The sequence below is a fragment of the Pseudomonas sp. UF-293 genome (assembly GCF_058245595.1).
In genome coordinates this window covers 187,186-213,382 of record NZ_JBSICA010000004.1, presented here as the reverse complement: position 1 = coordinate 213,382, position 26,197 = coordinate 187,186, and the positions used below count along the sequence as shown (strand labels likewise).

At 59.1% G+C, this 26,197-nt stretch carries 11 protein-coding genes; 3 read left to right on the top strand and 8 right to left on the bottom strand.

Annotated features, from left to right (window positions below):
• Positions 1-88: 88 nt before the first annotated feature.
• Positions 89-1,708, top strand: coding sequence for an FMN-binding glutamate synthase family protein (locus AC4IHP_RS07460; RefSeq protein ID WP_490831337.1), 1,620 nt, complete (start codon positions 89-91; stop codon positions 1,706-1,708).
• A 49-nt stretch (positions 1,709-1,757) separates the two neighbouring features.
• On the opposite strand, the gene AC4IHP_RS07455 is transcribed toward AC4IHP_RS07460, so the two are convergent.
• The 3 genes from AC4IHP_RS07455 to AC4IHP_RS07445 form a co-directional block, all read right to left on the bottom strand.
• Positions 1,758-5,351, bottom strand: coding sequence for a hypothetical protein (locus AC4IHP_RS07455; RefSeq protein ID WP_490831336.1), 3,594 nt, complete (start codon positions 5,349-5,351; stop codon positions 1,758-1,760).
• A 341-nt stretch (positions 5,352-5,692) separates the two neighbouring features.
• Positions 5,693-7,114: an amino acid permease gene (locus tag AC4IHP_RS07450; protein ID WP_490831335.1), complete on the bottom strand. Its 1,422-nt coding sequence runs from the start codon at positions 7,112-7,114 to the stop codon at positions 5,693-5,695.
• A gap of 308 nt (positions 7,115-7,422) precedes the next feature.
• On the bottom strand, positions 7,423-11,100 hold the full coding sequence (locus AC4IHP_RS07445; RefSeq protein WP_490831334.1) for a hypothetical protein: 3,678 nt from the start codon (positions 11,098-11,100) through the stop codon (positions 7,423-7,425).
• A 229-nt stretch (positions 11,101-11,329) separates the two neighbouring features.
• Between AC4IHP_RS07445 and AC4IHP_RS07440 the strand changes: the two genes are divergently transcribed.
• Together AC4IHP_RS07440 and AC4IHP_RS07435 are read left to right on the top strand one after the other, a co-directional pair.
• On the top strand, positions 11,330-14,467 hold the full coding sequence (locus AC4IHP_RS07440) for a biosynthetic peptidoglycan transglycosylase (protein ID WP_490831333.1): 3,138 nt from the start codon (positions 11,330-11,332) through the stop codon (positions 14,465-14,467).
• Between the two features lie 192 nt (positions 14,468-14,659).
• Positions 14,660-19,780, top strand: coding sequence for a dermonecrotic toxin domain-containing protein (locus AC4IHP_RS07435; protein WP_490831332.1), 5,121 nt, complete (start codon positions 14,660-14,662; stop codon positions 19,778-19,780).
• Positions 19,781-19,836: 56 nt separating this feature from the next.
• On the opposite strand, the gene AC4IHP_RS07430 is transcribed toward AC4IHP_RS07435, so the two are convergent.
• Genes AC4IHP_RS07430 through AC4IHP_RS07410 form a run of 5 tightly spaced genes read right to left on the bottom strand, consistent with a single transcriptional unit; the run spans position 19,837 to position 26,152 of the window.
• Positions 19,837-21,069 (bottom strand): hypothetical protein, encoded by a 1,233-nt coding sequence (locus AC4IHP_RS07430; RefSeq protein ID WP_490831331.1) that lies wholly within the window; start codon positions 21,067-21,069, stop codon positions 19,837-19,839.
• A 19-nt stretch (positions 21,070-21,088) separates the two neighbouring features.
• Positions 21,089-21,592 (bottom strand): CS1 type fimbrial major subunit, encoded by a 504-nt coding sequence (locus AC4IHP_RS07425; RefSeq protein ID WP_460121208.1) that lies wholly within the window; start codon positions 21,590-21,592, stop codon positions 21,089-21,091.
• A 33-nt stretch (positions 21,593-21,625) separates the two neighbouring features.
• The gene (locus tag AC4IHP_RS07420; protein WP_460121210.1) at positions 21,626-22,369 is read right to left on the bottom strand and encodes a molecular chaperone; all 744 of its coding nucleotides are present in this window, start codon (positions 22,367-22,369) and stop codon (positions 21,626-21,628) included.
• A gap of 44 nt (positions 22,370-22,413) precedes the next feature.
• Positions 22,414-23,625 (bottom strand): hypothetical protein, encoded by a 1,212-nt coding sequence (locus AC4IHP_RS07415; RefSeq protein ID WP_490831330.1) that lies wholly within the window; start codon positions 23,623-23,625, stop codon positions 22,414-22,416.
• Positions 23,626-23,629: 4 nt separating this feature from the next.
• On the bottom strand, positions 23,630-26,152 hold the full coding sequence (locus AC4IHP_RS07410) for a CS1-pili formation C-terminal domain-containing protein (protein ID WP_490831329.1): 2,523 nt from the start codon (positions 26,150-26,152) through the stop codon (positions 23,630-23,632).
• Positions 26,153-26,197: the final 45 nt, after the last annotated feature.

The following is a 26,197-nucleotide window of genomic DNA, read 5'->3' as shown; positions in this document are numbered from 1 at the left end:
TCACCTGCCACACCGCTTTCGCGAGCAGGCTCGCTCCCACAGGGATGCGTGCTGTTGCACAAATTTGAGTCCGAACCAGGGAACCCGTATGAGCCTGTCTTTGCTGAGCCGCTACGCCTTCTTTGCCGTCTGTGTGATTTTCACCCTCGCCAGCCTGCCCTTTCTCGAACACGACTGGCTGTGGCCGATCACCGCCGTTACCGGCGTGCTGAGCCTGCTCGGTCTCTTCGACCTGGTGCAGACGCGCCATGCAGTGCGCCGCAATTATCCGATTCTGGGCAACATCCGTTATCTGGTCGAAGGCATCCGCCCGGAGATTCGCCAGTATCTGCTGGAGTCCGACAGCGACGCCCTGCCCTTCTCCCGCGCCCAGCGTTCGCTGGTGTACTCGCGCGCGAAAAACGAAACCGCCGACAAACCGTTCGGCACGCTGATCGACGTTTACCAGTCGGGCTTCGAGTTCATCGGCCACTCGATGCGCCCGGCGCCGTTGAGCGACCCAAACGGTTTCCGCGTCACCGTCGGCGGGCCGCAGTGCACGCAGCCGTACTCGGCGTCGATCTTCAATATCTCGGCAATGAGTTTCGGCTCACTCAGCGCCAACGCCATTCGCGCGCTGAACCAGGGCGCGAAACTCGGCAACTTCGCCCACGACACCGGTGAAGGCAGCATCAGCCCGTATCACCGCGAACACGGCGGCGACCTGACCTGGGAGCTGGGCAGCGGCTACTTCGGCTGCCGCACCAGCGACGGCCGTTTCGACCCGGAGCGCTTCGCCGTGCAGGCGCAGAATCCGCAAGTGCGCATGATCGAAATCAAGATGAGCCAGGGCGCCAAACCCGGCCACGGCGGGATTTTGCCCAAACACAAAGTCACCAAGGAGATTGCCGAAACCCGCGGCATCCTGATGGGCGAGGACTGCGTTTCGCCGTCGCGCCACAGTGCGTTTTCCACGCCGATCGAGATGATGCAGTTCATCCAGCAATTGCGTGAGCTGTCCGGTGGCAAACCGGTCGGCTTCAAATTCTGCCTTGGCCATCCGTGGGAATTCATGGGCATCGCCAAGGCCATGCTGGAAACCGGCATTCTTCCCGACTTCATCGTTGTCGATGGCAAGGAAGGTGGTACTGGCGCGGCGCCGGTCGAGTTCACCGACCACATCGGCGTGCCGATGCGCGAAGGCTTGCTGTTCGTGCACAACACACTGGTCGGCCTCAACCTGCGTGACAAGATCAAACTCGGCGCCAGCGGCAAGATCGTCAGCGCCTTCGACATCGCCAGCGTGCTGGCCATCGGCGCCGACTGGGCCAACTCTGCGCGCGGTTTCATGTTCGCCATCGGCTGTATCCAGTCGCAGTCCTGCCACACCAACAAATGTCCGACCGGTGTCGCCACGCAGGACGCCTTGCGCCAGCGCGCCCTGGTGGTGCCGGACAAAGCCCAGCGCGTTTACAACTTCCATCGCAGCACGCTCAAAGCACTGGCGGAGATGCTCGCTGCGGCCGGACTTGAGCATCCGTCGCAACTCTCGGCCAAGCATCTGGTGCGACGTATGTCGGCGACCGAGATCAAGTTGTTCTCGCAGCTGCATGTATTCCTGAAACCTGGAGAATTGCTCACTGGCGAAGTGAATGGCGAGTTCTACTCGCGGATGTGGCAGATGGCGCGGGCGGACAGTTTTGAGCCGCTGGAAATAGCGGCGGCGTGAATGCAAGGCGCCAATCCGGACCCAGGATTGGCGCTGTACGCCCGTTGGATCACGCAGCCACTGCACCGTCCAGGATCGGCACCGGCCGGATAACGGCTTTCACCACGCTAGTGTCGGGGTAAACGCTGACCAGCGTGTCCGGCGACGTGAACCACCCAGGTTTCTGCGAAGAGTATTTTATGATCGTGGCGGCACCTTCGCTGGACTGGAAATACAGCTTCCAGGAACGCGCCGAACGGTCATATTTCATAAACGCGAAACCCAATAGCCGCGAATCAGCCCGACCGTTGGCATCCACCCGCAGACCGTAATCGGGATACTCCAGGGACGTACTGAGCCCCAGGCCATGTTCATTCGTGGCAAGGCCGTTGTACTGCGCCAGCTCCTTCCCGCCTTCGACATGCCTGACCCGCAGGCGACTGGTGTCCATCTGATCGACCACCAGCGAGCAGCCACTGAAGCCGGGCGTGAACAAATGATCAGGCTGCCCAAGACCGGGATGTAAAGGGATATCCACGTAGCCTCCCTGAGCCGCCCAATAACCCAACACTGCGTCTGATCCTTCAGGAATCGTGGCGACTCTGGTGTCATGAATTTTCAGCGCATTGAATTGCGCTCCGGCCGATTTCGCAGGCTGAACGCGCTCCATGACAAAGACAAAACTTGCGCCGCCTTCCTTGTTGACCAGTTCTGAGGCGATCTCGGCGCTGTAGTTGACTCGGCCCGGTTGCAACAACTCTGTCGCCACCGGAACCCGGCTCAGCTGTGAGGTCGACAGGGCCTGATGGATGCTGGTGGGCTGCAGCGAATAATGCACCAGCGATGGCTGGCCCCATTCGTATCCCAGATGTGCAATCTGGCTGGCAGGAACGGCTTCGATGGCAGGCTCCCATAAACCGTTGGGCAGCCGCTCACGCGTAAACGCCGAGTCGGAGCGCAGCGGGTTGCCTGAGGTATACACAAGCTGATGAGTGACGCTGGTGCTTTCATCGATAAGTACACCCGCCCGCACATCGGCTGCCCCGGTCGCAAGATCGCCCCCGCGCAGCGAAACCGGCTGCCATTGATCCGGCGCAACTTGCCAGAGTCTGGAACCTTGCGCACGACGGGTCGCGGGGTCGACGATGACAACATCCGTCAGATCGCCGTTAAGCGTGAAATCATTGCTGATGCCGTACACCGCTTCCTTGCCGGTTGCATCGATGTTGCGGATAAAAAATCGCTGCCCGTCAGCGCTGCGATAAATACCCTGGGCATTGGCTTGCAGTCCGTTGAGTTCCGCTGGCTTGATGGCGAAGCGCCTGAGGTGGTCATTGCCGAATCCGACCAGTGCGAAGCGGCCAGGCGTGGGCCGGAAATCGCCCGGTGCACCATAAGGCCGATTGCTCAGCGGATTGTAGTGATACCACTGTTCGTTCTTCAGTACGCCGATGCCCTCGACACTGTGCTCGTTTATCTTCCACGTCCCCAGCAGCGTCGGCCCGTGTTCTTTGCGCAATAGTTGCAATAACTCGCTGGAATCTGCCGCTTTGCGCAGCGCCATGATCTGCCGCAAGCCGTGCTCACCGAGAAATTTGAAGCCATGGCCAAGCAACCGGATGGCCCCCACGCCCACGTCGCGCAGGGCAACCAACGGATTGAGTTCGGTGATCACCACCGCGCCGATTATTCTCGCGGCCTTGAGGGTCTTGCTGAGCGCTGACGCTGTGGAAACACCAATCCTGGCCAGTTTTCCAGCCACACTTGCACCGGCAGTCACGAAACCCAACACATCGAAAAACAGGTCCACTGCACCGTCGAGATAGTTGCCGTTGATGAAGTGGGTGATCGCCGATTTGAACGGGATCATGTCGACGACAAAATCGATAACCTTCTGCACGGCCGCGTTTTCACGATCTTGCGTCGTCTGGCCCTTGGCTGCGTGCAAAATATCCTCGCTGTCCAGATCCAGATGTTGAACAAACGCCTCAGCGATCAGCTCGGTTCGCTCGCTCGAATAACTGGCGGGTGCTGCTGAGCTGTTTGCGCTTTGAGCCTTAAGTTTTTCGACTGTCGACCGGTCAGCCAGCCTGAAGGGCTCGATGGTGTACTGGATGCTCGGAACAAATGCATCGGTGCGCTCGATCGCTTGCGCTGGATCGTAAGCACGGGTGTGGATAACCCCTTTCTTCAGATCGATTTCGTACAGCTTCGATTCACGGCCCAGGTCAACTTTCACCCTCAGGATGCCGCTTGTGGAGGTGAGGTTTCGGCCGACAAACCCCAGACTCAAACGATAGGTCTTGTACTGGTAAAACGAGACGTGACCATATTCGAGATTTTTTCTGTCCTCCAGCGGCAACTCGGCTATCAAATGCTTGACCAGCAATCGAGAACCTTGCTTGAGGTTGCTGACGGCGTTTTCAAATTGCGCGTTAAAGGCATTTGCCGCGCCGAGTTCCAACGGCGCATTGATCTGCCCAAGCAGCGGCAACAAACGCGGATCGCGAGTCGTCCACTGATAGTAGGGAGGCCCTCCCATCATGACGATGTCCAGCAACGAATATTTGCCGTTAAGGGTCGGGTACAAGCCGACCCCGCCCTCAGTGACCACTGCAGGCTGTTGCAGAAGCCGCTCTTCGAAGGGTACATCGCCCTTGAACTGCTTCTTCAGTCGCTCCAGCGCGATGGCCTTGCGACTGGGTAATTCACTGTTCAACAGGATCGAAGCATTAAGGCGATCGGTCAGTTGTTGGTTGAACTGGGTCCTGGCGTTCTCCAGCTCGTCGCGCGGGTAATGCTCGTCGTCGTTCTTGCGCATGAAGCCGTTGATCACGCCCCAGTCTGCGAGCGCGTCAGCATGAACTTGCGGAGCAACTTGCGAGTCGATCAGCGCAGCACTTTCAGCGCTGGCCATGACTTGAGCAAAGGTCATGCAGGCGACTTTCCCGGGCGTGTGAGCCTCGATTGTCCGCGCCGCAACGGTCAGGTTGAACCACGCCGTAGTGCCGTATTTCAAGTTGGCGGGCAACTTTTCGATGAGAAACTCGGGCGCCTTGCGCGCCAGCAACAAGGCGGCTGTCAATCCGGCGAGTTTGCGGCTGCTCAGTCGTCGCTTTATCAGGTGGTCAGCCAGATTGTCAAAAACCGCCGAGGCAGGTTTGCCCCAAAGTTTCTCCCCGGCCAGGTCGAAGCCTGCGACTTTGCCGCGCGACGGCTGATCGATATCGCCCTCGTGCAGGCTCAAATGGATGCCGGCCATTGCGTATTCGCGCGCGCTGACATCCGTGGCGATGCCGTTCAAGCGGGTCTGAATGGCTCGCCCCAGTGCCTGCCCGCGCGCACTGCTGATGAGGTGTGCCAACGCGGAGGGCGGATCACTCAGCGCATCATTTGAAAGTGGCTGGTCAGCGTCCAGGTAGTCCAATACTCCAGCGCCCGTTATCGAAAGCCTGTCGAGGCTGTCCAGATAAACACTGGTGGCGTGCAAGGCTTGTTTTTGTTGCACGGTAGTCAATGGAATTGGCCAGGACAGTGCTCCGGCAAAGTCACCAAATGCGTGGGGAGTAACTTTTTCGGCTTCCAGAAGGATTGCGACTTGTTCTATCTGATTATTTTCGGATGTCGATACTTCATCGTTAACGTCTACATTGGATTCGGACATATATTCTTCCGTGACGGGAATAAAATGGAATCCAAAGTAAGCAATAAAAGATCCTGGAACATGAAGCGAGAATGTATTACCAATTAAACAACGCCAACCTGGCAAACCTTAATCAACATACAAATTCACAAAAGTCCCATCTGGCAAACGCCACCAAATAATATATCTGCCGAACAGCAGCTGAATTCATCAGCGATACAACTACACAGAGTCATTGTTCTTCCTCTCGGCAATAGTTCATCGCGTCCGCTTTCAAGGAATCAACCGTAATTGCCGGAAACGTAAAAACAAAAAGCCCCGATCTCTCGATCAAGGCTTCGTTTTGTTTGCGCAGTTACGGTTCAAGAAACCGAGCGTACCGAGCCTTGCCACACTTGCGTCGGCTGCAACTTGAACACGTAAAACAACACCGTCAGCAGCACCAGAAACGCTGGCCCGACATACAGCGCCACGCGGGTATCCGGGAAGTACGTCATCAGGCCGACCACCAACACCAGAAACGCCAGTGCGAAGTACGAGCTGACCGGGTACAGCCACATCTTGTACTTGAGGCCGGCACGTTCGCTGGCGCTCAGGCCTTTGCGGAATTTCAGTTGCGCCAGCAGGATCATCACCCAGGTCCAGATCGCGCCGAAGGTGGCGATCGAGGTGACCCAGACGAAGACTTTTTCCGGCACCAGATAGTTGAGCATTACGCCCAGCAGCAACACCGCAATCGACAGCAACAGCGCCCGGCGCGGCACGCCGTTGTTCGAGGTCTTGGCGAAACCGGCCGGAGCCTGGCCGTTCTGCGCCAGGCTGTAGAGCATGCGCCCGGTGCTGAAGATGCCGCCGTTGCATGACGACAGCGCTGCGGTGATGACCACGAAGTTGATGATACCGGCGGCGGTCTTGATGCCCAGACGCTCGAAGGTCATCACGAACGGGCTGCCCTGGGTGCCTATTTCATTCCACGGGTAGATCGACAGGATCACGAACAGCGCGCCGACGTAGAACAGCAGGATCCGCCAGAACACCGAGCCGATCGCGTCTGGAATGGTCTTTTGCGGGTTCTTCGCCTCACCAGCGGTCAGGCCGATCATCTCGACACCGAGGTAGGCGAACATGACCATCTGCAGCGACATCAGCACACCGGTCACGCCGTTGGGCATGAAACCGCCGTGGGCCCAGAGATTGGAAATCCCCAGCGCCACGCCGTCATTGCCGAAACCGAAGGCGATGATGCCGACGCCGCCGATGACCATCGCAATGATCGTGACGATCTTGATCAGGGCGAACCAGAATTCGAATTCGCCGAAGGCTTTCACCGCGATCAGGTTGATCGACCCCATGCTGATCAGCGCCGCCAGGGCCCAGATCCAGCGCGGCACATCGGGAAACCAGATGCCCATGTACACGGCGACGGCGGTGATTTCCGCGACGCAGGTCACCAGCCACAGGAACCAGTAGTTCCAGCCGGTGAGGAAGCCGGCCAGCGGACCGAGATAATCCTGCGCGTAGCGGCTGAACGAACCGGCCACCGGGTTGTGCACGGCCATCTCACCGAGCGCGCGCATGATCACCAGGATCGCCAGACCGCCAAGAATGTAAGACAGCATGATCGCCGGGCCGGCCATTTCGATCGCCTTGGCCGAACCGAGAAACAGACCGACGCCGATACAGGCACCAAGCGCCATCAGGCGGATATGCCGTTCGCCGAGTTCACGTTTGAGCGGACCACCCGAAGCGGTGTCGCCGTACGGCTGAGGATTGCCAACTGGCATAGGGGTACAACCTCGTCTTGTTATTGGATATGACCACCGGGTTTCGAAGCGTCGGCCGATAGGCCTTGGCTGGGCAGGAAACCGCGTCGGCTTCGTGGGCAGACGCGTCTTGCAGGGCGGGCCTGAAAGATCAGCGGGGCGTGCAGTATAAAAACCTTGTCGCAGGTCTTTTCACTCTATAAATCACAAGATTCAGGGGGAGTTTTCGCGAATATGCCAATTGACCGAGGTGATCAACTGGCAACTGTAGGAAAAGTCGCCACTAAAACATCGCGGCGAGTATTGCACATGGAGGGTGAAGCGTCACATCAGCCAGCCGACGCTCCGGGTATGACGAGCACGGGTCTGGTCACGACTTTGCAGACTTTTGCAGTGGAGCAGACTCTCATGAGCGTGTCCGGCCGCCGTCCCCACCAGGTGGGGGTGACCGACGAATGCCGGGCAACGTTCGCGACACCTTGGATGGACTGGAAATGAAGCTTCCATGCCCGCTCCGTGCGGTCATATCTCATGAAGGCGAACCCCGTGAGGATCGCGTCTGCCTGGCCTTTGTCGTCAATGCGCAATCCATAGTCATGAAACTCCATGGCCGTGCTCATTCCCCAGCCATGTTCCTCGCTGGCCAGACCGTTGTACTGAGCAAGTTCCTTTGATCCCTCGACGTGTCTGACTCGCAAGCGATTGGCGTCCAATTGATCGGCCACCAATGCGCAGCCCGAGAAGTCTGGCGTGAACAGATGATCCGGTTGGTCCGTTGTGGGGTGAGCCGGTATATCGACATAGCCGCCCTGAGGCGCCCAGTAGGCGCTCACTGCATTAGCGTTCTTGGGCAGTCCTTCGACCTTGGGGTCATGGATTCTCAGTGCATTTATTTCAGCGGCGAGCGGATCCGCAGGCTTGATGCGCTCCATGACGAAGAAGAAATCCCCGCCGCCCTCCTTTCGTTTAAGCTGCGCAAGGATTTCGGCGGTGTAATTGGCTCTTGTCGGCTCCGTCAAGCTCATCGTCACCGCTACCCGGCTAAGTTCCGGCGTCGTCAGTCCCTGATGAATGCTGGTGCGCTGGAACGTATAAGGCACATACGATATCTCGCCTAAATCGCCGGAAAGGTGCGCCACTTGTCGACTGGTTATGGATTCGATAACGGGTTCCCACAAGCCATTGGTCAGTTGCGCACGGGTGAACCCCGAGCCGGCACTCAGTGGATTGGTCGACGTATGCACGAGACGGGTTGCGGCGCTGGCCGTTTCATCGACAACGGCGCCAACGGGGTAATCCGCCACATGCGAAGAGAGGTTGCCGCCGCGCAGCGACAGGGGCTGCCACTGGTCCGGCGCCACTTGCCGAAGCCTGCTGCCTTGGGCGCGATTGGTCACGCGGTCGACAATAACCACATCGGTGATATCGCCGGTCAGCTTGAAATCATTTCTGATCCCGAAGATCGACTCTTTGCCGGTTGCATCAATGTTGCGGATATAAAAGTGCTCGCCGTCGGCACTTCGAAAAATACCTCGGGCATTGGCTTCAAGTCCGTCAATGCTCGACGACTTGACGGCAAGATGGCCCAATTCGGCGTTGGAAAAGCCCCCCGTTCCGGATGGCCGGAACTCACTCGCCGGGCCATACAGCCTGCGGGTCTCCTTATTGTATCGATACCATTTGCCATCCTTGAGCACACCCACGCCTTCAAGGCTGTCTGCGCCGACTTTGAAACTGCCGATGGCGGCTGGACCGTACTTTTTATTGAGACCCGGCAAAAGGCTGTAATCCGGCGCAGCACCCAGCAGTCTGTTGAAATGCTGCACACCCGACACGCCCAGGTATCGGATGCCTTTACCCAATAGCTGCGCGCCTGCCACGATCGGGCTGAGCGGATTGAGCTCGCTTAATACGAGCATACCGATGATTTTTGCGGCCTTGAGTGCCTTGCTGATGGCCGATGCTGTCCTGGCCACCACTTGCGCCAACTTCGCCGCAGCACTCACACCGGCCGTGACAAAACCCAGCACATCGAGAAACAGATCGATCGCACCGTCTATGTATTTACCATCGATGAAATTGCTGATCGCCGATTTGAAAGGGATCAGGTTGAGCAGAAAGTCCACCCGAGACTTCAGCACTGCGAGTTCGCTGTCATACGTCGTCTGGCCTCTGGCAGCATTGAGAATGTCCTCGCTGTCGTAGTCCAGATGTTTGACGAAAACCTCGGCAATGGCGTGCGTTCTTTCACTGGAATAGCTGACAGGCACTGCTACCGTTCCCGCCTGAGAAGATTGCAGCTCAAACTTTGCGGCGAGGCTCTTGTCCGCCACAGGGAAAATCGTTGTGGCATAGATGAGGCTGGGAACATGCACGTCGTATCGTTCGGTTTCTGTGGCGGGGTCGGAATCCTTTCTGCTGATCGAACCTGCGGCGAGATCAAGGGAATAAACGATCACTTTCTTATCGGCACCCCGTTCGACTCTCAGCGTCAACCTGCTACTTGTTGATTCAAGATTCCTGCCCCAGAAAGTAGTGCTCAGTCGGTACGTCTTTTTTTGATAAAAAGTGATCTTGCCGTATTCGAGGTTTTCCCTGTCTTCAAGCGGCAACCCGGATATCAAATGTTGAATCTTTAATCGCGCCCCCTCCTTGAGATTGTCCAGCGTGGCCTTGAACTGAGTATTGAACTTGGTGCGTACTCGCAGATCCAGCTCATTGATTTCGTAAATACGATACTTCAGCTGCGAATCACTGGTTTTCCACTGCCAGGAACCATCCATCATCGCTACATCCAACAGCGAATACATGCCGACAGGTCCCACGATTTCCGCAGGGACAGGTGCAACGTAGACCAGCAATTTTGCCGAACTGTCCCACTCAAGCACCCGTTTCTCGATCGGGTAGTCCTTGCCAAACTGTTCTTCGAGCCCGGCCAGCGCGATTTCCTTGCGACTTGGAAAGGTACTGTTGAGCAGGCTGGACACGTTCAGCCGGTCGACCAACCGCGCATCAAAGCTGGCTTTCAATGCATCGAGTTGCGCTTGGGTGTAGGTTGCGTCCGCTTGCCTTGGCACCAGACCGTGGACCACGCCCCAATCGATCAGCGTGACGGTCTGCGCGTGCCGGGTAACGTCTGGATCAACCAGTGCTGCACTTTGAGCGCCGAGCATGACTTGGGCAAAGCTCATGTTGGCGACCTTGCCGGGCGATTGCGCTTCGATGATCGATGCGGCAACGGCAAGGTTGAACCAGGCCGGGCCACCATACCCGACATCGTCAGGGATATTTTTGATGAGGAACACGGCAGCGTGCCTGGCCAGTAGTGCATAGGCACCCAGGCCGGCTACTTCGGCCGCGCAGCGACGCTGTTGTATCAGGTGTTCACGCAGCTGGTCGGCAATGCTTGAAATCGGTCGGCCCCAATGCTGAGGGCTGGCCAGATCGAAGCCTGCAACACTGTTGCGTTGAGTCTGTTCGGTGGAGGGCGGATCAAGATCGAACTGTAAGGCCGCCAACGCATATTCATTGATGCTGACGTCAGTGGAAATACCCTTCAGGTGCGTTTGCACCGCCAGTCCCAATGCCTGCCCTTCGGCACTGGCTACAAGTGCAACCAGGGCCTGAGCCGGGTCGGCCAATGTTTCTACTGTCAGTGGGTGGGCTGTATGTAGATAATCCAGCGTTCGTTGCCCGGCTGCCCATTTATCTCCTCTACTCGCTTTAAAGATCGCCGTTGCATTCAACACGGCAGATTGTTGAGTGGTATTCAAAGGTATCGGCCAGGACAGGGCGCCACCAAAATCACCCAGGACGTGCGGGATAATTTGTTCAGATTCGGGTTTATCTGAAACAATTTCTTGTGCATCGTCAGTGGATAACAAAACTGCATTGGACATAAACCGATTCGCCTGCATCACTGAAACCTCCTTGATTAATAACGAGGCAAAAGTAAACAACAAAACCAACGTATTCAAAAACCAATAAGCGTAACCGGCTATATGCATTACCAAACAATATCAACATCCACTTACAGCTCGCAAAACCAGTACTCAACAAACTTTCATACTTTCCTCGGTTCGGTTCTTTTCAAATAAAAACGCCTGACTGGTGAGACTCGGCATTCGCAGCCCTATTTTCGGACCGGCGTTCGTCACACAATTCCCTTCACCATCGCCCACCACCGTCTAAGCTTCAGACAAGTCCGATCAATCTGCGTGAATGGATCAGTCGACTATGGGCGCTTTGTGGCAAACCGATTCGAGTAAAACCGTGGTTCAGACTGAACGTGTGAATGAAGCGCCTGTCCCTGAAAAACCCCGCCGCAGCCGGCACGGGTGGAAGGCTTTCTGGTTGTTGCTGGTGATCATCGCGGTTGTGGTGGGACTCGCCGCGTCCAAGGAAATGCGCACCTCGCGCTTTCAGGCGCGGGAGCTGAGCCAGTACGCCGCCTCGCTGACCTACAAGCTTGAACCCGGCCCCAGCGAAGCGATCCACTACCCGGGCAACGGCCCGTTCGATCTGCGCCTGGGTTACAGCTCTCTGGACGAATTTCTGCCGCGCCTGCTCAAGCGCAATTATGTGATCACCGAGCAGACGCGGTTCTCCCCTGCCCTGCTCGGTTACACCGACAAAGGCCTGTTCGTGCCGTATTCGGAAAAGATTCAGGCCGGGTTGTCGATCACCGACTGCCGAGGCGCGCCGCTGTATCGCTACAACTATCCGCAGCAACTGTATGCCGACTTCGCGGCGATACCGCCGGTGGTGGTCAGCAGCCTGCTGTTCATCGAAAACCGCTTTCTTCTCGACCCGAAACAGCCACTGGCCAACCCGGCGGTGGACTGGCCGCGCTTCGGCATGGCTGCGTGGTCGCAAGTGGCGAAGTTGCTGCATCTGCCCGGGCAATCGGCCGGCGGCAGCACACTGGCGACGCAACTGGAAAAGTATCGCCATTCGCCTGACGGCCTGACCGTGTCGGGCGCCGAGAAGATCCGTCAGATGATTTCCGCCAGCGTGCGCGCCTATCAGGACGGCCCAGAGACTCTCGGTTCGCGGCAGAACATCGTGCGCGACTACCTCAACAGCGTGCCGCTCTCGGCGGTACCCGGCCACGGTGAAGTACACGGCATGGCCGAAGGCTTGCGCGTCTGGTACGGCAGTGATTTCAACAAGGCCAACGAGCAACTGAACAGCCCGAAGACCGACCCGCAGACCATGGCCGCCAAAGGTCTGGCCCTGCGCGAAATGCTCTCGCTGATGATCGCCCAGCGCCGTCCTTCGCATTATCTGACCAAGGGCCGCGAGGAACTGGCCAACCTCACCGACAGCCACCTGCGCCTGCTCAAGCAGAACGGCGTGATCGACAGCGCTCTGGCCGACGCCGCGCTGGCGAGCACCGTGTCATACCGCGACTGGCAGACTCAGCCAACGATCCAGCCGATCGAAACCAACAAAGGCATCAGCGTCGCTCGCAGTCGTCTGGCGAGCATGCTCAACCGGCCGCTGTACGACCTCGATCGCCTCGATCTGTCGGCCACCAGCACCCTGCAAGGCGACCTGCAAACCCAGACCACCGCCTACCTGAAAAAACTCGCCGACCCGGCCTACGCCGCCGAAATCGGCCTGCTCGGCGAACGCCTGCTCACGCCGACCAGCACCACGCAAGTACGCTACAGCTTCACCCTCTTCGAGCTGACCCCGGACGGCTCGCGGGTGCGTGTGCAGACCGACAGCACCGATCAGCCGTTCGACATCAACGAAGGCAGCAAGCTCGAACTCGGCTCGACGGCGAAAATGCGTGTGCTGACCACCTACCTGCAGATCATTGCCGAGCTGCACGACAAGTACGGCGCGATGAGCGTGGCGGAACTGAAAAAAGTCGAAGTGCCCGATCAGGACCGCCTCAGCCGCTGGGTGATCGACTACCTGATCCAGAACAAGGATCACGACCTGTCGAAGCTGCTCGGCGCCGCGCTCGATCGCAAATATTCAGCGAGCCCGGGCGAGGCGTTTTTTACCGGCGGTGGGCTGCACACCTTTCATAACTTTCGCAAAGAGGACAACGGTCGCCTGCCGACCCTGCGCGATTCGCTGCGCGAGTCGATCAACCTGCCGTTCATTCGGCTGATGCGCGACATCGTCCGCTACACCACCTACTCAGGCCCCAACGCCGAATTGCTCAAGGATGATCGCGACCCGCGCCGTCAGGAATATCTGGCCAGTTTTGCCGACCGCGAAGGCACCTCGTTCCTGCTCAAGTTCTGGAAGAAGTACAAGAACAAGGATACCCAGGCGCGTCTCGACACCTTCCTCGACAGCATGCGCCCGACGCCGATCCGCATGGCGGCGGTGCATCGCTATCTGCTGCCGGAGGCCAGTCAGGAAGACTTCAACCGCTTCGTACGCTCGCACCTCAAGGGCACCAAGCTCAACGAAAAACTCACCGACGACCGTCTGATCCGCCTCTACGATTCCTATGGCCCTGGCAGTTACGATTTGCCTGACCAAGGCTTCATCGCCAAGGTCCATCCGCTGGATCTGTGGATGATGGGTTATCTGCTGCATCACCCGGAAGCGACCTTCAGCGAGATCGTCAAGGCCAGCCATTTCGAGCGTCAGGAAGTCTACAGCTGGCTGTTCAAGAGCCGGCACAAAGGCGCGCGCGACAGTCGCATTCGGACCATGCTGGAGATCGAAGCGTTTCTCGAGATTCATCAGCGCTGGCAGAAAGTCGGCTACCCGTTCGATCACCTGGTGCCGTCACTGGCCACGGCTATCGGCAGCTCCGGCGACCGCCCCGCCGCACTCGCCGAATTGATCGGCACCATCCTCAATGACGGCGTGCGCATGCCGACCCTGCGCATCGACAGCCTGCATTTCGCCGCCGGTACACCCTATGAAACGAAACTGCTCAACGACCCGCACGTCGGCAAGCGGGTGATGCCGGTGGAAGTAGCCAGAGCCATGCGCGAAGCGCTGTCGCAGGTGGTCGACGCCGGTACGGCGAAACGTGTTTCCGGCAGTTTCAAACTGCCCGATGGCACGCCACTGGCCATGGGTGGCAAAACCGGTACCGGCGACAACCGCATTGCCGCGATCGGTTCGGGCGGGCGGATCATCAGTTCGAAGTCGATCAACCGCACCGCGACGTTCGTGTTCTACATCGGCGATCACCATTTCGGCACCCTTACCGCGTTCGTCCCGGGGCGCTCGGCGGAGAACTTCAAGTTCACTTCGGCCCTGCCCACACAGGTGCTCAAGGGCATGGCGCCGATTCTCACGCCGTATCTGCAGCCGGGCAGCGACTCGCAATGTCACTCCGCGCAAAACAATGATGTGGCGCTGGTCGACCTCGATCAGCGCAGCTTGAGGTAACAAGGCGTGTCGGGCTTGTCGCCTTCAGGGTGAAGTTTTTTCACCTTCACTGGTGGTATTCCTGCATTTTTCCGATTCGAATTTTCGTCCGGTTACGGCAGCGGAATGGCGTTTGCCTCCCGTTCTTTGAACTTTTGTTTTGCCCCGTCGTGGGTAGGCTGATCATTCCTCAAACAATCAAGGATGATTGCCATGCCCGTCTCCTCCCTGCCTGATGACAATACGGACCAAGGTCGGCACTACGAATTCATCAAGTCCGCCGTCAGCACTCCTTTCAAAACCGCCACCGTCAGCCGCGCCGAGGCGCTGGCTGCCACCCCCTTCAACATCGAGTCGTGGTACCAGATGGCGCCAGCCAGGGATCAGCAACGGCTTGCCGCCGCCAACCTCAAAGCCTGGGGGTCGCAGAACACGGTGGATCATCTGTTGGCGAAACTCGATCTGTATGCCTTCGCCGAACCGCTGCTCAAAGCAAAAATAAATGCCCTGTACGGGATCGAGCCCGACGTCAAAGCCACCTGGTTACGCCTGTACATTCCGGCAGCCACGCCCTGGTATGCGCTTGATATCTCGGCTGGCGTGGTCACGCGTACGGTGTCGCTGCTCGACGCCGCGTTGCATAACTTCGCCAGCACTGAAATTGCCGGACCGGACTCCGAGTACATCAGCCAGCCTGATGCGCGTGGTCTGTTCGATGTCGTGCCGATCCGCAACAAAATGTCCATTCAACAATTCCAGACGTTGTGTCGCGAGCTGGACCTGGGCGCGCAGTACAAAAAGCACCTCGACAGTTTTTTGCTTTCAGGCGAACCGCTGGTCGAAGGGTTGCTGCGTTACCAAGTGACGCAAAGCCAGAAAGACGCCCTCGCCGTCGCGGCGCATCTGGCGTTGATCAAGGGCGATATCCACGACGATGCACACAGAAAGGTGCTGCGCCTGAGCACCGGTAAATCCCCGCTGAAAAACACCGAGCGGCCAGTTCGCTGGTACGAGCTGTCGCTGCTCGACCAGCGACTGACCGGCATCATGCTGTTGCCACACGGTGCCAGTGACGCTTCCGGGGCACGGTCGGTGATCGCCTACGTGCCGCACGATCCCGATCACCCGCTCAAGCAATACGACTCGGTTGAGGCATTTGGCAGCGAACTGACCCGGCAACTGCGTGAAGACCGCTTATGCGCCGCGACCCGCCAGACGTACCGCCAGTTCTTCAGTCGATTCATCGACCATCAACAGCGCGGCCATTTCTTCGCCGAGCTGGAGGAGCGTCTGTTTATCACTCGATATCACGCGTCCGATGACCCGACCGATCAACGCCCGAAATGGCGCAAGGACCCGGTGGACAGCCCCGATCTGCGGCTCGCGGACACCCGCCTGCACGGTGATTACTGGGGATATGCCTATCAGCGCAAGCTCGACAAGATCGTCAACGACGCCCGGGAGATTGCCGTTTCCACCGCCGACACCGACAGCCAGGCACGCTGGGCCTGGTGGGCCAACTTCAAGAAGATCGTCTCGGATATTTTCAACGTCGCGCTGCTGGTTGCCACACCGTTCGTGCCCGGCCTCGGCGAGCTGATGCTGGCCTACACCGCGTATCAATTGACCCGCGAGGTGGTCGAAGGCGTCGTCGATCTGGTCCACGGCCAGCAAATCGAAGCGGCCGAGCACATCATCGGCGTAGTCACCAGCGTCATCCAGCTGGCGGCATTCGGTGCCGGTGCGCAGATCGGCAGTGCCTTCAAACTCAAGCTGTCGCCGTTGGTGGAGGGTATGAAGCCGGTGAAGCTGCCCGATGGTAAAGCCTCGTTATGGCATCCAGATCTTGGCCCTTACGAGCAAAAAGACCTGCAACTGGCCGCTTCATCGAAACCCGACGCGCATGGCCTGCATCAGGTGGGCGATCACACCGTTCTGCCGCTGGAGGGCAAACTCTACAGCGTTGAAAAAGCCTTCAGTCATCAGCGCGCCAACGTGCATCGCATCAGGCATCCGCAGCGCGCCAACGCGTATAAACCGATCCTCGACCACAACGCGCAGGGCGCCTGGCGGCACGAGGCAGAGAACCCTCTCGACTGGCACCACAGCGCGCTGATGCCGCGTCTGGGCCACAGCGTCGAGCGGTTTTCCGCCATCGAGCTGGAACAGATCCGCGCCAGCAGCGGCACCGGCCACGATGAACTGCGCGCCATGCACAACAGCAGCAGCGCGCCGCCGCCCTTGCTGGCCGATACGTTCAAGCGCTTCACCGCTCAAGCGGACGCGCGCACCGCCAGCGCCGACATTCGCGCCGGACGCCCACTCAAACCGCCGGCCGACTGGTTCGAACCGATTACCACCGGCTTGCCGGGCTGGCCGGGTCGGCGCGCAATCAAAGTCATCTACGAGCACGTCGAAGGTCATTCGCGCCAATACGGCGACCCCTCTGCTGCCGATGCCGACACCCTGACCATCACTCAGGCCGAGCTCAATGCCGGCCGCTTGCCCGAACGCCTCAACGACTTTCTCACCGACGCCGAAATGCGCACGCTGCTCAAACGCGACGTGCCCGCCATCGCTCGGCCACAGGCGCTGCGCGACTTGCTCGCCGAGGCCGTAGACAAAAGCCGCAGCGATATTGCCAAGCGTTTCTATCAAGCCGCCGAGCGACCGCGCAAACGCAAGGTCCGTATCGTCAGGCAGCGCTTCCCCGAGTTGCCGCTGCCCTTGGCGGAAAAGCTGCTGGCCGATGCCAGCCCTGGCGAGCTGCAGCGCATCAACGATGAGAACCGCTTGCCGCTGCGCCTGAAACATCAAGCGCGGGAACTGGATTTCGAAGCCTCGGCCAGCCGCGCTTATGACGGTTTCTACCGCGACCACTCATTGACCGAGGCAACCGAGCAGCTGTCACTCGGGGCGCTGCGGCTCTACTCCGATACCTTCGCCGACCTGTTGATCGAAGTGCGTGATGGCAGCTATGACGGCCCATTGCGCTGCAGCGCCGGCCCACAGGACGCCAGCACGGTCAGACGCCTGGTCCGCGATGAACGCGGGCGCTACGAAGTGCTCGACGCCAACAACCACACGCTGCATGGCGCCGATGATTTCTACGAATCGATTCTGCACGCGATGCCGGATGAAACTCTGACCAAAATAGGCTACAGGCGCGGCCAGGGTCGTCCGCTCAGACTGTGGCTGATGGAGCTCGCGGCGCCGCCCGCCGTGCGCCGCACGGCGTTGGCCGAGCCGCCGATCAGTCCGGCGGTGACGATCGAAACCGAATCACTGGTGCGTGGTTGGCCGCGTATGTTCCGGCGCTCGACACCCGAGGAAAGAGTCAAGGATCTGTATCCGAAAATGACCCCACGGGAAGTCACCGCATTCATCGAGGTGCTGGCAAGCAAGGGTGAACCGGTCGATGCCATCGCGCAGCTTGAAAACGACCGTACGCAATTGCACAGCGAACTGCAGCGCTGGCGTGAAAGCTATCCCGCCGGGGTGGATGACAATGGCGAACCGGTTTACGGCGCGTCGGCGGATTTCATGCGTAACGGCGGATGGCATATCGAGGGGCGGCTGATCGAATGTTTCGATCGTCAGGGGGAATTTTTCGGCGAGCGCAGCGTGCATCCCGATCAAGGCTATACGCTGGATCTGTCTTCCGATATTTCCCGTCTGGATCTCGAGCGCTGGTGGCTCGACCTGGGCAGACGTGCGGGGATGAAAAAATATTTCGATCGCATCACTGCCCTGAGACTTGACCGCGCGCGACTGTCGTCGGCCCCCAACGCGCTGCTCAGCCATATGCCCAATCTGCGGCGACTGAGCGCCCGCCAGTGCGAATTGACGCAAGTGCCCTCGGTCACCGGGCTGCTGGGCCAACTGGAGGAGCTGGATCTAGCCGACAACAGGATCAGCCTGACGCCTGAATCCAGTCGCCAACTAGGCGGTCTCAAACAGCTGCGCACCCTCAACTTCAATGGCAATCCTCTGGTCGTGCCCCCCGATGTCAGCGCAATGGCTGATTTGACCGAACTGCACCTGGCCAACACGCAGATTGAGACCTGGCCCGAAGGGCTGTTCGCGGTCGACGCCGCAGCCAGACCAAGGCCGCGCGGTTTCATGCTGGATATGCGCGGCGCGCCGATCAATAGCTTGCCCGAGGTCACCGCCGGTTCAGACCAGGCCTATATCCTGAGTCGTGCCCGGCTCAACACGTCGCGATTGTCGATCGCCGATCGCCAGCGATACGACAGTTATCGGGAGTCCACGGGGTTCAGGCCGGTGCAGGATTATTCGGCAGCCGCCGCAAACGAGCTCGACCACTGGACGCAGCTGCCCACCGAGTCCAGCGATTTGAGCCCATCCACTTCGCTCTCCAAATACCGCGAAGAGTCGTGGCATGACCTGATGAATGAACCCGACTCCGCCGGTTTTTTCAGCGTGATCCGCAAGCAGCGCGAGAGTGCCGATTACCGCAACGAGCAGGGCCGCCGACGGTTGACCCGGCGAGTCTGGGAAATGGTCGATGCCGTTGCGGTCGATTCGAAGTTGCGCGAAACGCTGTTCAGGCAGATTGTCTCGCCCGAAGATTGCGGCGATCTCGGCGCACAATTGTTCAATTCGCTGGGCATCAAGGTGCTGGTGTCCAAAGCCTATGCCGAGTCGCCTTCACCCGCGATCCTTGAGCGCAGTCTGGTGCGCCTGGCGCGCGGGGCGACGCGTCTGAACCGCGTCGCCGAGGAAGCCGCATTCGAGTGCAAGACCCAGGAGACACTCAACAAAAGCGACCCGAGCATCCCAGCGCCAGATGAAGTCGAAGTGCACATGGCCTTCGAGACCGGCCTGGCTGAACCCCTCGAATTACCCTGGCAGGCCGAAGGCATGCTGTACCGCCCCCGCTCGGGCGTGACGCAAGCGAAACTCGACGCCGCCTACAAGACGATTAGCGAAGGGGAAGCAGGCGATGGTCTGGTCAACGGCATGCTCGCGCTGGGCTCGGATAACTTCTGGGAGGATCATTTACTCAAGACGTACCCGGAGGAGTACACAGCGAATAATCAGACCTACGATCGCAAGGGCGAGCAACTCGATGAACTGAAGGCGGCCAAAGCTGAATGGGCCAGGCCGACCGCGCAAACCGACATGCATAAACTGACCCGGCGGATCGAGGCCCTCGCGCAGGAACTGGATATTCCGGCCGACAGCGACCTGTTCGACGACGCCCCCCTGAGCGAGGAACGCTATAAAGCGCTGTATGACAACATCGCCTACAAGCGCCAGGAACTGTCCCGGCGCCTGACCCGCGAGGCGATGACCAGAGCCGGCCTCTGAGAATTCCCTGACCACACTCGGCCAACACCGCGATCGGGTTGGCCGATTTACACAGGTCAGCCCGCTTCGGAATCCCAGATCACCGTGATGTTGCCCTTGTAGGGTTTGTCGCCAGCGTTATCGATGAGCCAGTTGGTGTATCGCTCGGCGACTTCAAAGTGCAAGGTTCCGGACTTGCCTTCCACGTAGGCTGCGGGCTTAAACGGCGCGGTCGGCGTGCGGCGCAGAGGCATTTTTCGAACTGCTCCCCCGCTGCTGTCGGTCAGTCCGCTGGGCAGGCTGACGCTGACGTTGACCCCGCCGGCGAAGCCCGTCTGGGGGTTCATGATGCCGCAGCCATCGCCAAATCCGAGATCATGTTCGCATTCGATTTTCATGCTGAATTTCGACGAGGCGGAGATATTGAAGGTCTGGTCACGGTACAGCCGCGTCGGCCGTCGCCCGCTCTCCAGCCAGCCGCGCCAGCCGCCCTGAGGTTCCAGCGAAACATGGTTACCGCCGGGCGGAATATCGACTTTCAAGGCGTGTTGCACGTCGAGGACGAAATCCAGCGTCAGCTCTGTAACGTCAGGGATCATGTACATGCCCATGTCGAAATCAGCGCCAGGTCCCAGATTGTAAGACAGTGAGCCGACGTAACGGCCGGTCGACATTGTCAAAGGATTGGGTGTGATCAGCTCGTAAGCGATATCCAGGGTATCGAAATGCATCCACCTGATATGCGCAGGGAACGCCACTCTCTTGCCACAGAAGCCTTCCTTGACCGTTTTCCAGAAAAAGCGGAAGTAGTCGGCGCCGTATTCTCCGACGCCGCTGTACATACATGGAACGGGGATTCCCTGCACCCAGTTACCTGTGCGCCACAATCTGCTATGGCCTTCAAGGGCGGTGCTGCCGCCTGCTATCTGGGTCGCCGGACTGTCCAGCACATAGCGCGAACCAACGCCGCTTATACGGACTTCCACGGTTTCCGTGTGCTGAGTATCCGGATTGGTGACTGTCAGCCGTCGCCCGTTGGCCGGCGCCCTGACTCCAACCGTGTCATTGGCGCCGATGAAAGTGTTGGAAGTAAACCGGATAGGCAGCTGGATACTGAACATACCGTTTGCAGCACATTCGGCGGGGTATGACTGGCAATAACCACTGTTCGGCGTCTGGTTGATGAACGCATTCTTGTTCGGCTTGGAGGGGTCAGGCTGGAATAATGCGCGAATTTCCTTATTGAGCGCCTGCACCTCGGAAACGCCCGAGCACAGTAGCAGCCCGATCGCCAGGATAGTCTTGTTCATGCTCATACTCGTCCTAGGCTCACGATTCGGCGTTTGCACCAGGCGTAGCGGCGCTGAACATCAGCAGCACATTGCCGCTGTAGTCACCGGATCGATAGCCTCCGGCCGGTTCGATCGGTTCGATTTTCAGCGCAACACGTTTGCCAGTGGCGGCTTCTTCCCTGGAAACCACTTGTCGCGCAATGGCATGTGAACTCAGTTCGACGTCGTTGAAGGTCACGCGCAATTCGATGATCTCTCCCGGCCGGCCGTTTTCCAGATAAGGGTCGAGCAGCAAACGGGCCTCGATCGCACTGCTGTCATGGTGCACATCGAAGTTTTTCTCCACCTTGCCCAACGTTGCAGTGGGGTAATCCCAATTCAGGCGCTGGGGCCGGTGAATCCAGTCCGGCTCCGCCGGGATGACGTAAAAAGGTCGGCTGGGGATGGTCAGCGACACTTCGAACGTGTGCTCCTCCCGCGCGCCCCAGGCCTCGGTGCCGGCAACCGCCAGCAGCACGAGGGCGATGCATTGCTTGATCATGTCGAGTACCCGATGCGTCAGTGGTAAAACGTGTCAGTGGCTGGCGATTTTCAGGGCCTTTTTGTCGGCGCCCTCAATCAGGAAAAAGCGGTATTCGCGGCCTTTCTCCTTGTCGAAGGCGAACGTCTTGCCGGCCAGCAGATGGTGTTTGGTGGTCGCACCGCAGTCGCTTTCCTTGCTCAGCGAACAGCTCTTGAATTCGTCGACGATGACCACCGTGTTGCCGTTGTTGCGCAGTTCATAGCGCGTGTCGGTTTCATTGATCGCCGTGTCGAAACGTGCATTTTTTGGGCGCACGAAGAAGATCGTGCCGAACCCGGTCATCACGTTGACTCCCGCCGAGAGCGATTTTTTGTAGTCATCGCGTTCTTCATTGGTGACGACGAAATCGTCTTCCTGCTCCGGCACGACGGGCACGAACCGCACGCGGAAATAGCGCTCGCGATCCCGTTCGCCCATGTACAGCAGGCGCGTGCCCTGCATGCCTTGCGCCGGTACGATCAGCCGCGCCGGGCTGGCCATCAGGCCATTGCGCGAGGCGCCGTCGGCGGCATTGACCACGGCAATTTCCTTGGACGTTCCATCCGCCTCGTAAACGATCTCCAGCACGTTGACCTTGACGAACGCCGTGGCGTCACCGCTGTTGAATACCCGTTTGAGGTAGGTACTTTTATCGGCATCCAGGTAGTCGTATACCGTGCCCACATTGATCTGCGGCCCGGCCTGCGCCGTCAGGCAGAACACGCTGAGCAGGCTCAGCAGCAATCCTCGGTTCATCGTTTTCAACTCCACGAATTTGGCAAATGTCCTGACTGCAGCGCTCATACGTCCGAATCCCAGATGATGGTCACGTTGCCGCGCAACCTGCCGCTGGCACCGGGTCTGAGCAGGAAGTCGATCGCAAAAGGCGTCATGTCGAAATGCAAGGTGCCGGGCTTGCGATCGATGTACAGGCCTGGCTGGAAAGGCCCGGCCCATTGGTTGAAGCTCAATGAAAGGCGGTTGACTGGCGCGCCCGAGGCGGTAATACCGGGCGGCAAACTCATGAAGACCAGAACTTCAGTGCTGTTGCCCTCCGGATTGCCCAGTTTGCAGACGTTTCCGCCATAGGAACTGCACAGCAACATGACCTTGAAGCGCGACGACGCCGAGATGTAGAACAACTGATCGCGAAAGATCCGCGTCGGCTTGCGCCCGCTTTCCACCCACCGCGCCCAGCCGCCTTCGGGTTCGAGGGTCACGTTGTTGCCGCCCGGTGGCAGGTCGACTTTGAGGGTGTGCTGGACGTCGAGGACGAAGTCGAGCGTGAGCGCGCTGTCATCGGGCTGCATCATCGCGCCCAGATCGAAATCACCGCCGGGGCCCATGGTGTAGGAGATTGAACCGGTATACAGACCGCTCGACATACCCAGGGGATTGGGAGTCTTCAGCTCATATGAAAAATCGAGCGTCTCGTAGTACATCGAAGGAATGCGAAACGCTGCGGTCTTGGTGCAGAACGCTTCCAACGGTGTCTTCCAGAAAAAGCGATAGGACTCGGGCCCGTAACTGGCCACGCCGCTCCCTTCGCAAGGTGCCGGGGCGTATAGCCAGCCACTGCCGGAGGTCCAGAGAATGTCGTGGCCCGTCGGCGCCTCGACGCCCGTGAGGTCCTGGACCTTATTACTCAGGACGAATCGGGAGCCGATGCCGGTAATGCGTACTTCGACGATTTCCGACTCCTGGGTTTCCTGGTTGATCACCGTCAACCGTCGCCAGTCCGCCGGGGCCTTCAAGGAAACGTTGTCACCGGCCAGGATCGGGCGATTGGAGTCGTAACGAACCGGCAACTCGATGCTGAACATTTTGTCGGAATCACATTTGTCCGGAAAATTCAGGCAATAACCACTGTTGGGTGTCTGATTGACGAACAGATTCTTGCTCGGCTGTGCAGGATCGGGTTGAAACAACGCACGGATTTCCTGATTGATCGCCTGCGCGGCAGGCATGGCCAATGCCAGCGTGAAACCAAGGCCCATCGTGATCTTCTTCATGCGTTCAACCCGCCTTCTGTTCGGTCAAGGACACATCGGCCAAGGTGTCCGGCGTGCAACGCAGATCACCGATCATCAAGACGTTGTTTTCGCTGCGATGGTCGGCCTCGTTGAGACGGAACTGACACAGCAACTGATTGCCCTGACGTACTTCCAGGGTCGGTGAGCCGGCGTTCATTTCCATCGAGAAGAACCCGTCGACTTCGGTCACGCCACGGCTGGCGTGGTTGATCACGTGATGGCCCTTGAGCGGCTGGCCGCGACCGTCAACCAGACGGCCGAGCACGGTCAGGGTTTTCATCACGCGGATCTGGCGGTACTCGACGCCGCCCTTGTTCAAGTGATAACGGGTGCGCGCCGGCTCAATGGTGGCGGCCGGCACGGCGTTGCCTTCGAAATCGAAACTCACAGAGCTGTTCTGATACGCCGTGATCGGAATGAAATTGCGCCCCGGCTTCAACGCAGCACCGCCGCCGCTGAAGTCGTCGGCGCGCAGGACGATGTCCTCGATGTCGGACTCGACGTCGACAATCATCCCGGCACCGCGCACTTCGCTCTGGCTGGTCAGGAGCATCTTCTCGCCGCCCACCACCAGCGTGCTGTCGAGGTTGAGCCCGCCAGTGAAGTTGCCGTTATAGGAGGAACGCTGGACAAAAGCGTCGCCGCTGAGCGCATCGGTGCGGAAATTGGTCAGGCTGGACATGCCCAGGCCGTAAGTGTCGGTGAGCGCCGTCACCGAGACGCTTTGCAACACGTGGTCCTTGAAGTCTCTGCGCCAGCCGAGCGAGGCATTGTTGTCGCGTTTGCCATCACGGGCGGTGCGCGAGCCAATGCTGCCGGTGAGCTGCTGGCCAGGTGCGCCAAGGGCCAGATTGATGCTCAGGTCAACACCGCGATTGCGCGCATCGCCGCTGCTGAAAGTGCCCGGCCGATCGAACAGCGACAGGCGCCAGCTGGCATCGCTGCCCAGCAGCACGGTGCGCTGGGTCCAGCCCAGATCCACGCCCATGCCTTCGACATTGCCCTCGCTGTGCGACAGGCGCCCATTCACCGAACTCTTGCTGCTCAGGCGATGGTTGAGTGCCAGCGAGGAGTTGCTGGTCTGGCCGACGAACACATTGCGCGGCCGCACACGGGTGCCATCGGGGAGCGTGTCGTAGGTATACGTCGTGTCGAGCCAGCTGCGGTTGTGGCTGACAACGATACTGCCGGCGCCGTAGTTATAGAGGCTCTGCAGATCCAGACCGGTGCCGTAATCCTCAGTCTTGTAGACGTTGGCGTACATCGTGATGTGATTGGCCAGCGTCCAGTCGATGGACGTGCCGTATTGCAGTTTTTCGCGGATCTGCCGTGCCGAAGCGCCGACAATCACCCGTGGGTGCAGCAGGTAATTGACCGACGCGCCAGCGGTAGGACTGCCGCTCGACTGTGTGTCCCAGTTGCTGAGCAATTTGCTCTCTTCGCCGGCAAACACGTTGTAGCGCCAGCGTTCGTCGAGGTTGCGCCAGTTGTTGGGCTTGTACACCAACTCCTGAGTCGTCGAAGTGATCTGGCCGTCTTCGATCAGGCGCACTTCCACCTCATAGATACCGCCGGGTAGCGGGCGGGTATCGAGGGTCTGCAGGCCGGCCGGTATCGATTGCGTATTGATCAGCAAACCGTCGCGCCAGATCTCCACCGAACCCTGCCGGTTGGCGGTGACGTAGATCGGGTAAACGCTGGGCATCGGACTGTTGATTGCCAGGCTGTCGGAGCTGCCGTACATGACACCGACCGCCGTATCGGGACTGGTGCCGAACGTACGCGGCTGGCGCGTCAGTCCTTCGGAATTGGGGGTGAAATAGCCCAGGCGAAAGAAACTGCCTTGCAGTTCGCGCTGGGTGTGCAGCTCATGTACCGCGTGATAAAGCTTGTCGTCGGGGCCGCCGAGACGGGCCATTTGCAGATTGAGCGTCTGGCTCCAGTTGCCGAGGCTGGCGCTGGCCTCCAGACCGAAGCGTCCGCCGAGATCCTGGTCCTGACCACCGTTGAGGTTGAGCTGATTGCGCACCATCAGGCCGCTACTGCCACCGCTCGGTTGCTCGTAATAACGTTTGGCCTCGACATCGCGTTCGGCATCTTGCGTGGCGATCGAAACCAATGAGTTTTCCAGGTTGTAATGCACCGCCAGAAAACCATCCGGGCAAGATCCCGTGCATGCGCCCAGGGGCACGCCGGGCTTGAGAAAGCTCGCCCATTTCTCCCGCTCCTGAGGACCGAAGCGGTTTTCGCTGGTGTCGGTGAATTCGAGAAGGGTGATGCGATCATCGCGCGACAGCACCACCATGGCTTCGCCAAGCGGCTGTTGGTCGACCTCGACCCGCACCGCCAGCGGCACATCAAAGAAATGCTCCTCGAAATCCGCGGGCAAGCCTTTGGCCTGGGCCAGCAGACTGCGTGGCGTCGTACCGGCGGCGCTGGCGGCCATGGCTGTGCTGGCACACAACAACAGCGCAAGCGCAGCCGCGATGGGTGTCATCGGGAACATGAACTTGTACTCTGATTGACTGACAATGAAAGTCCGTCGGGGCAT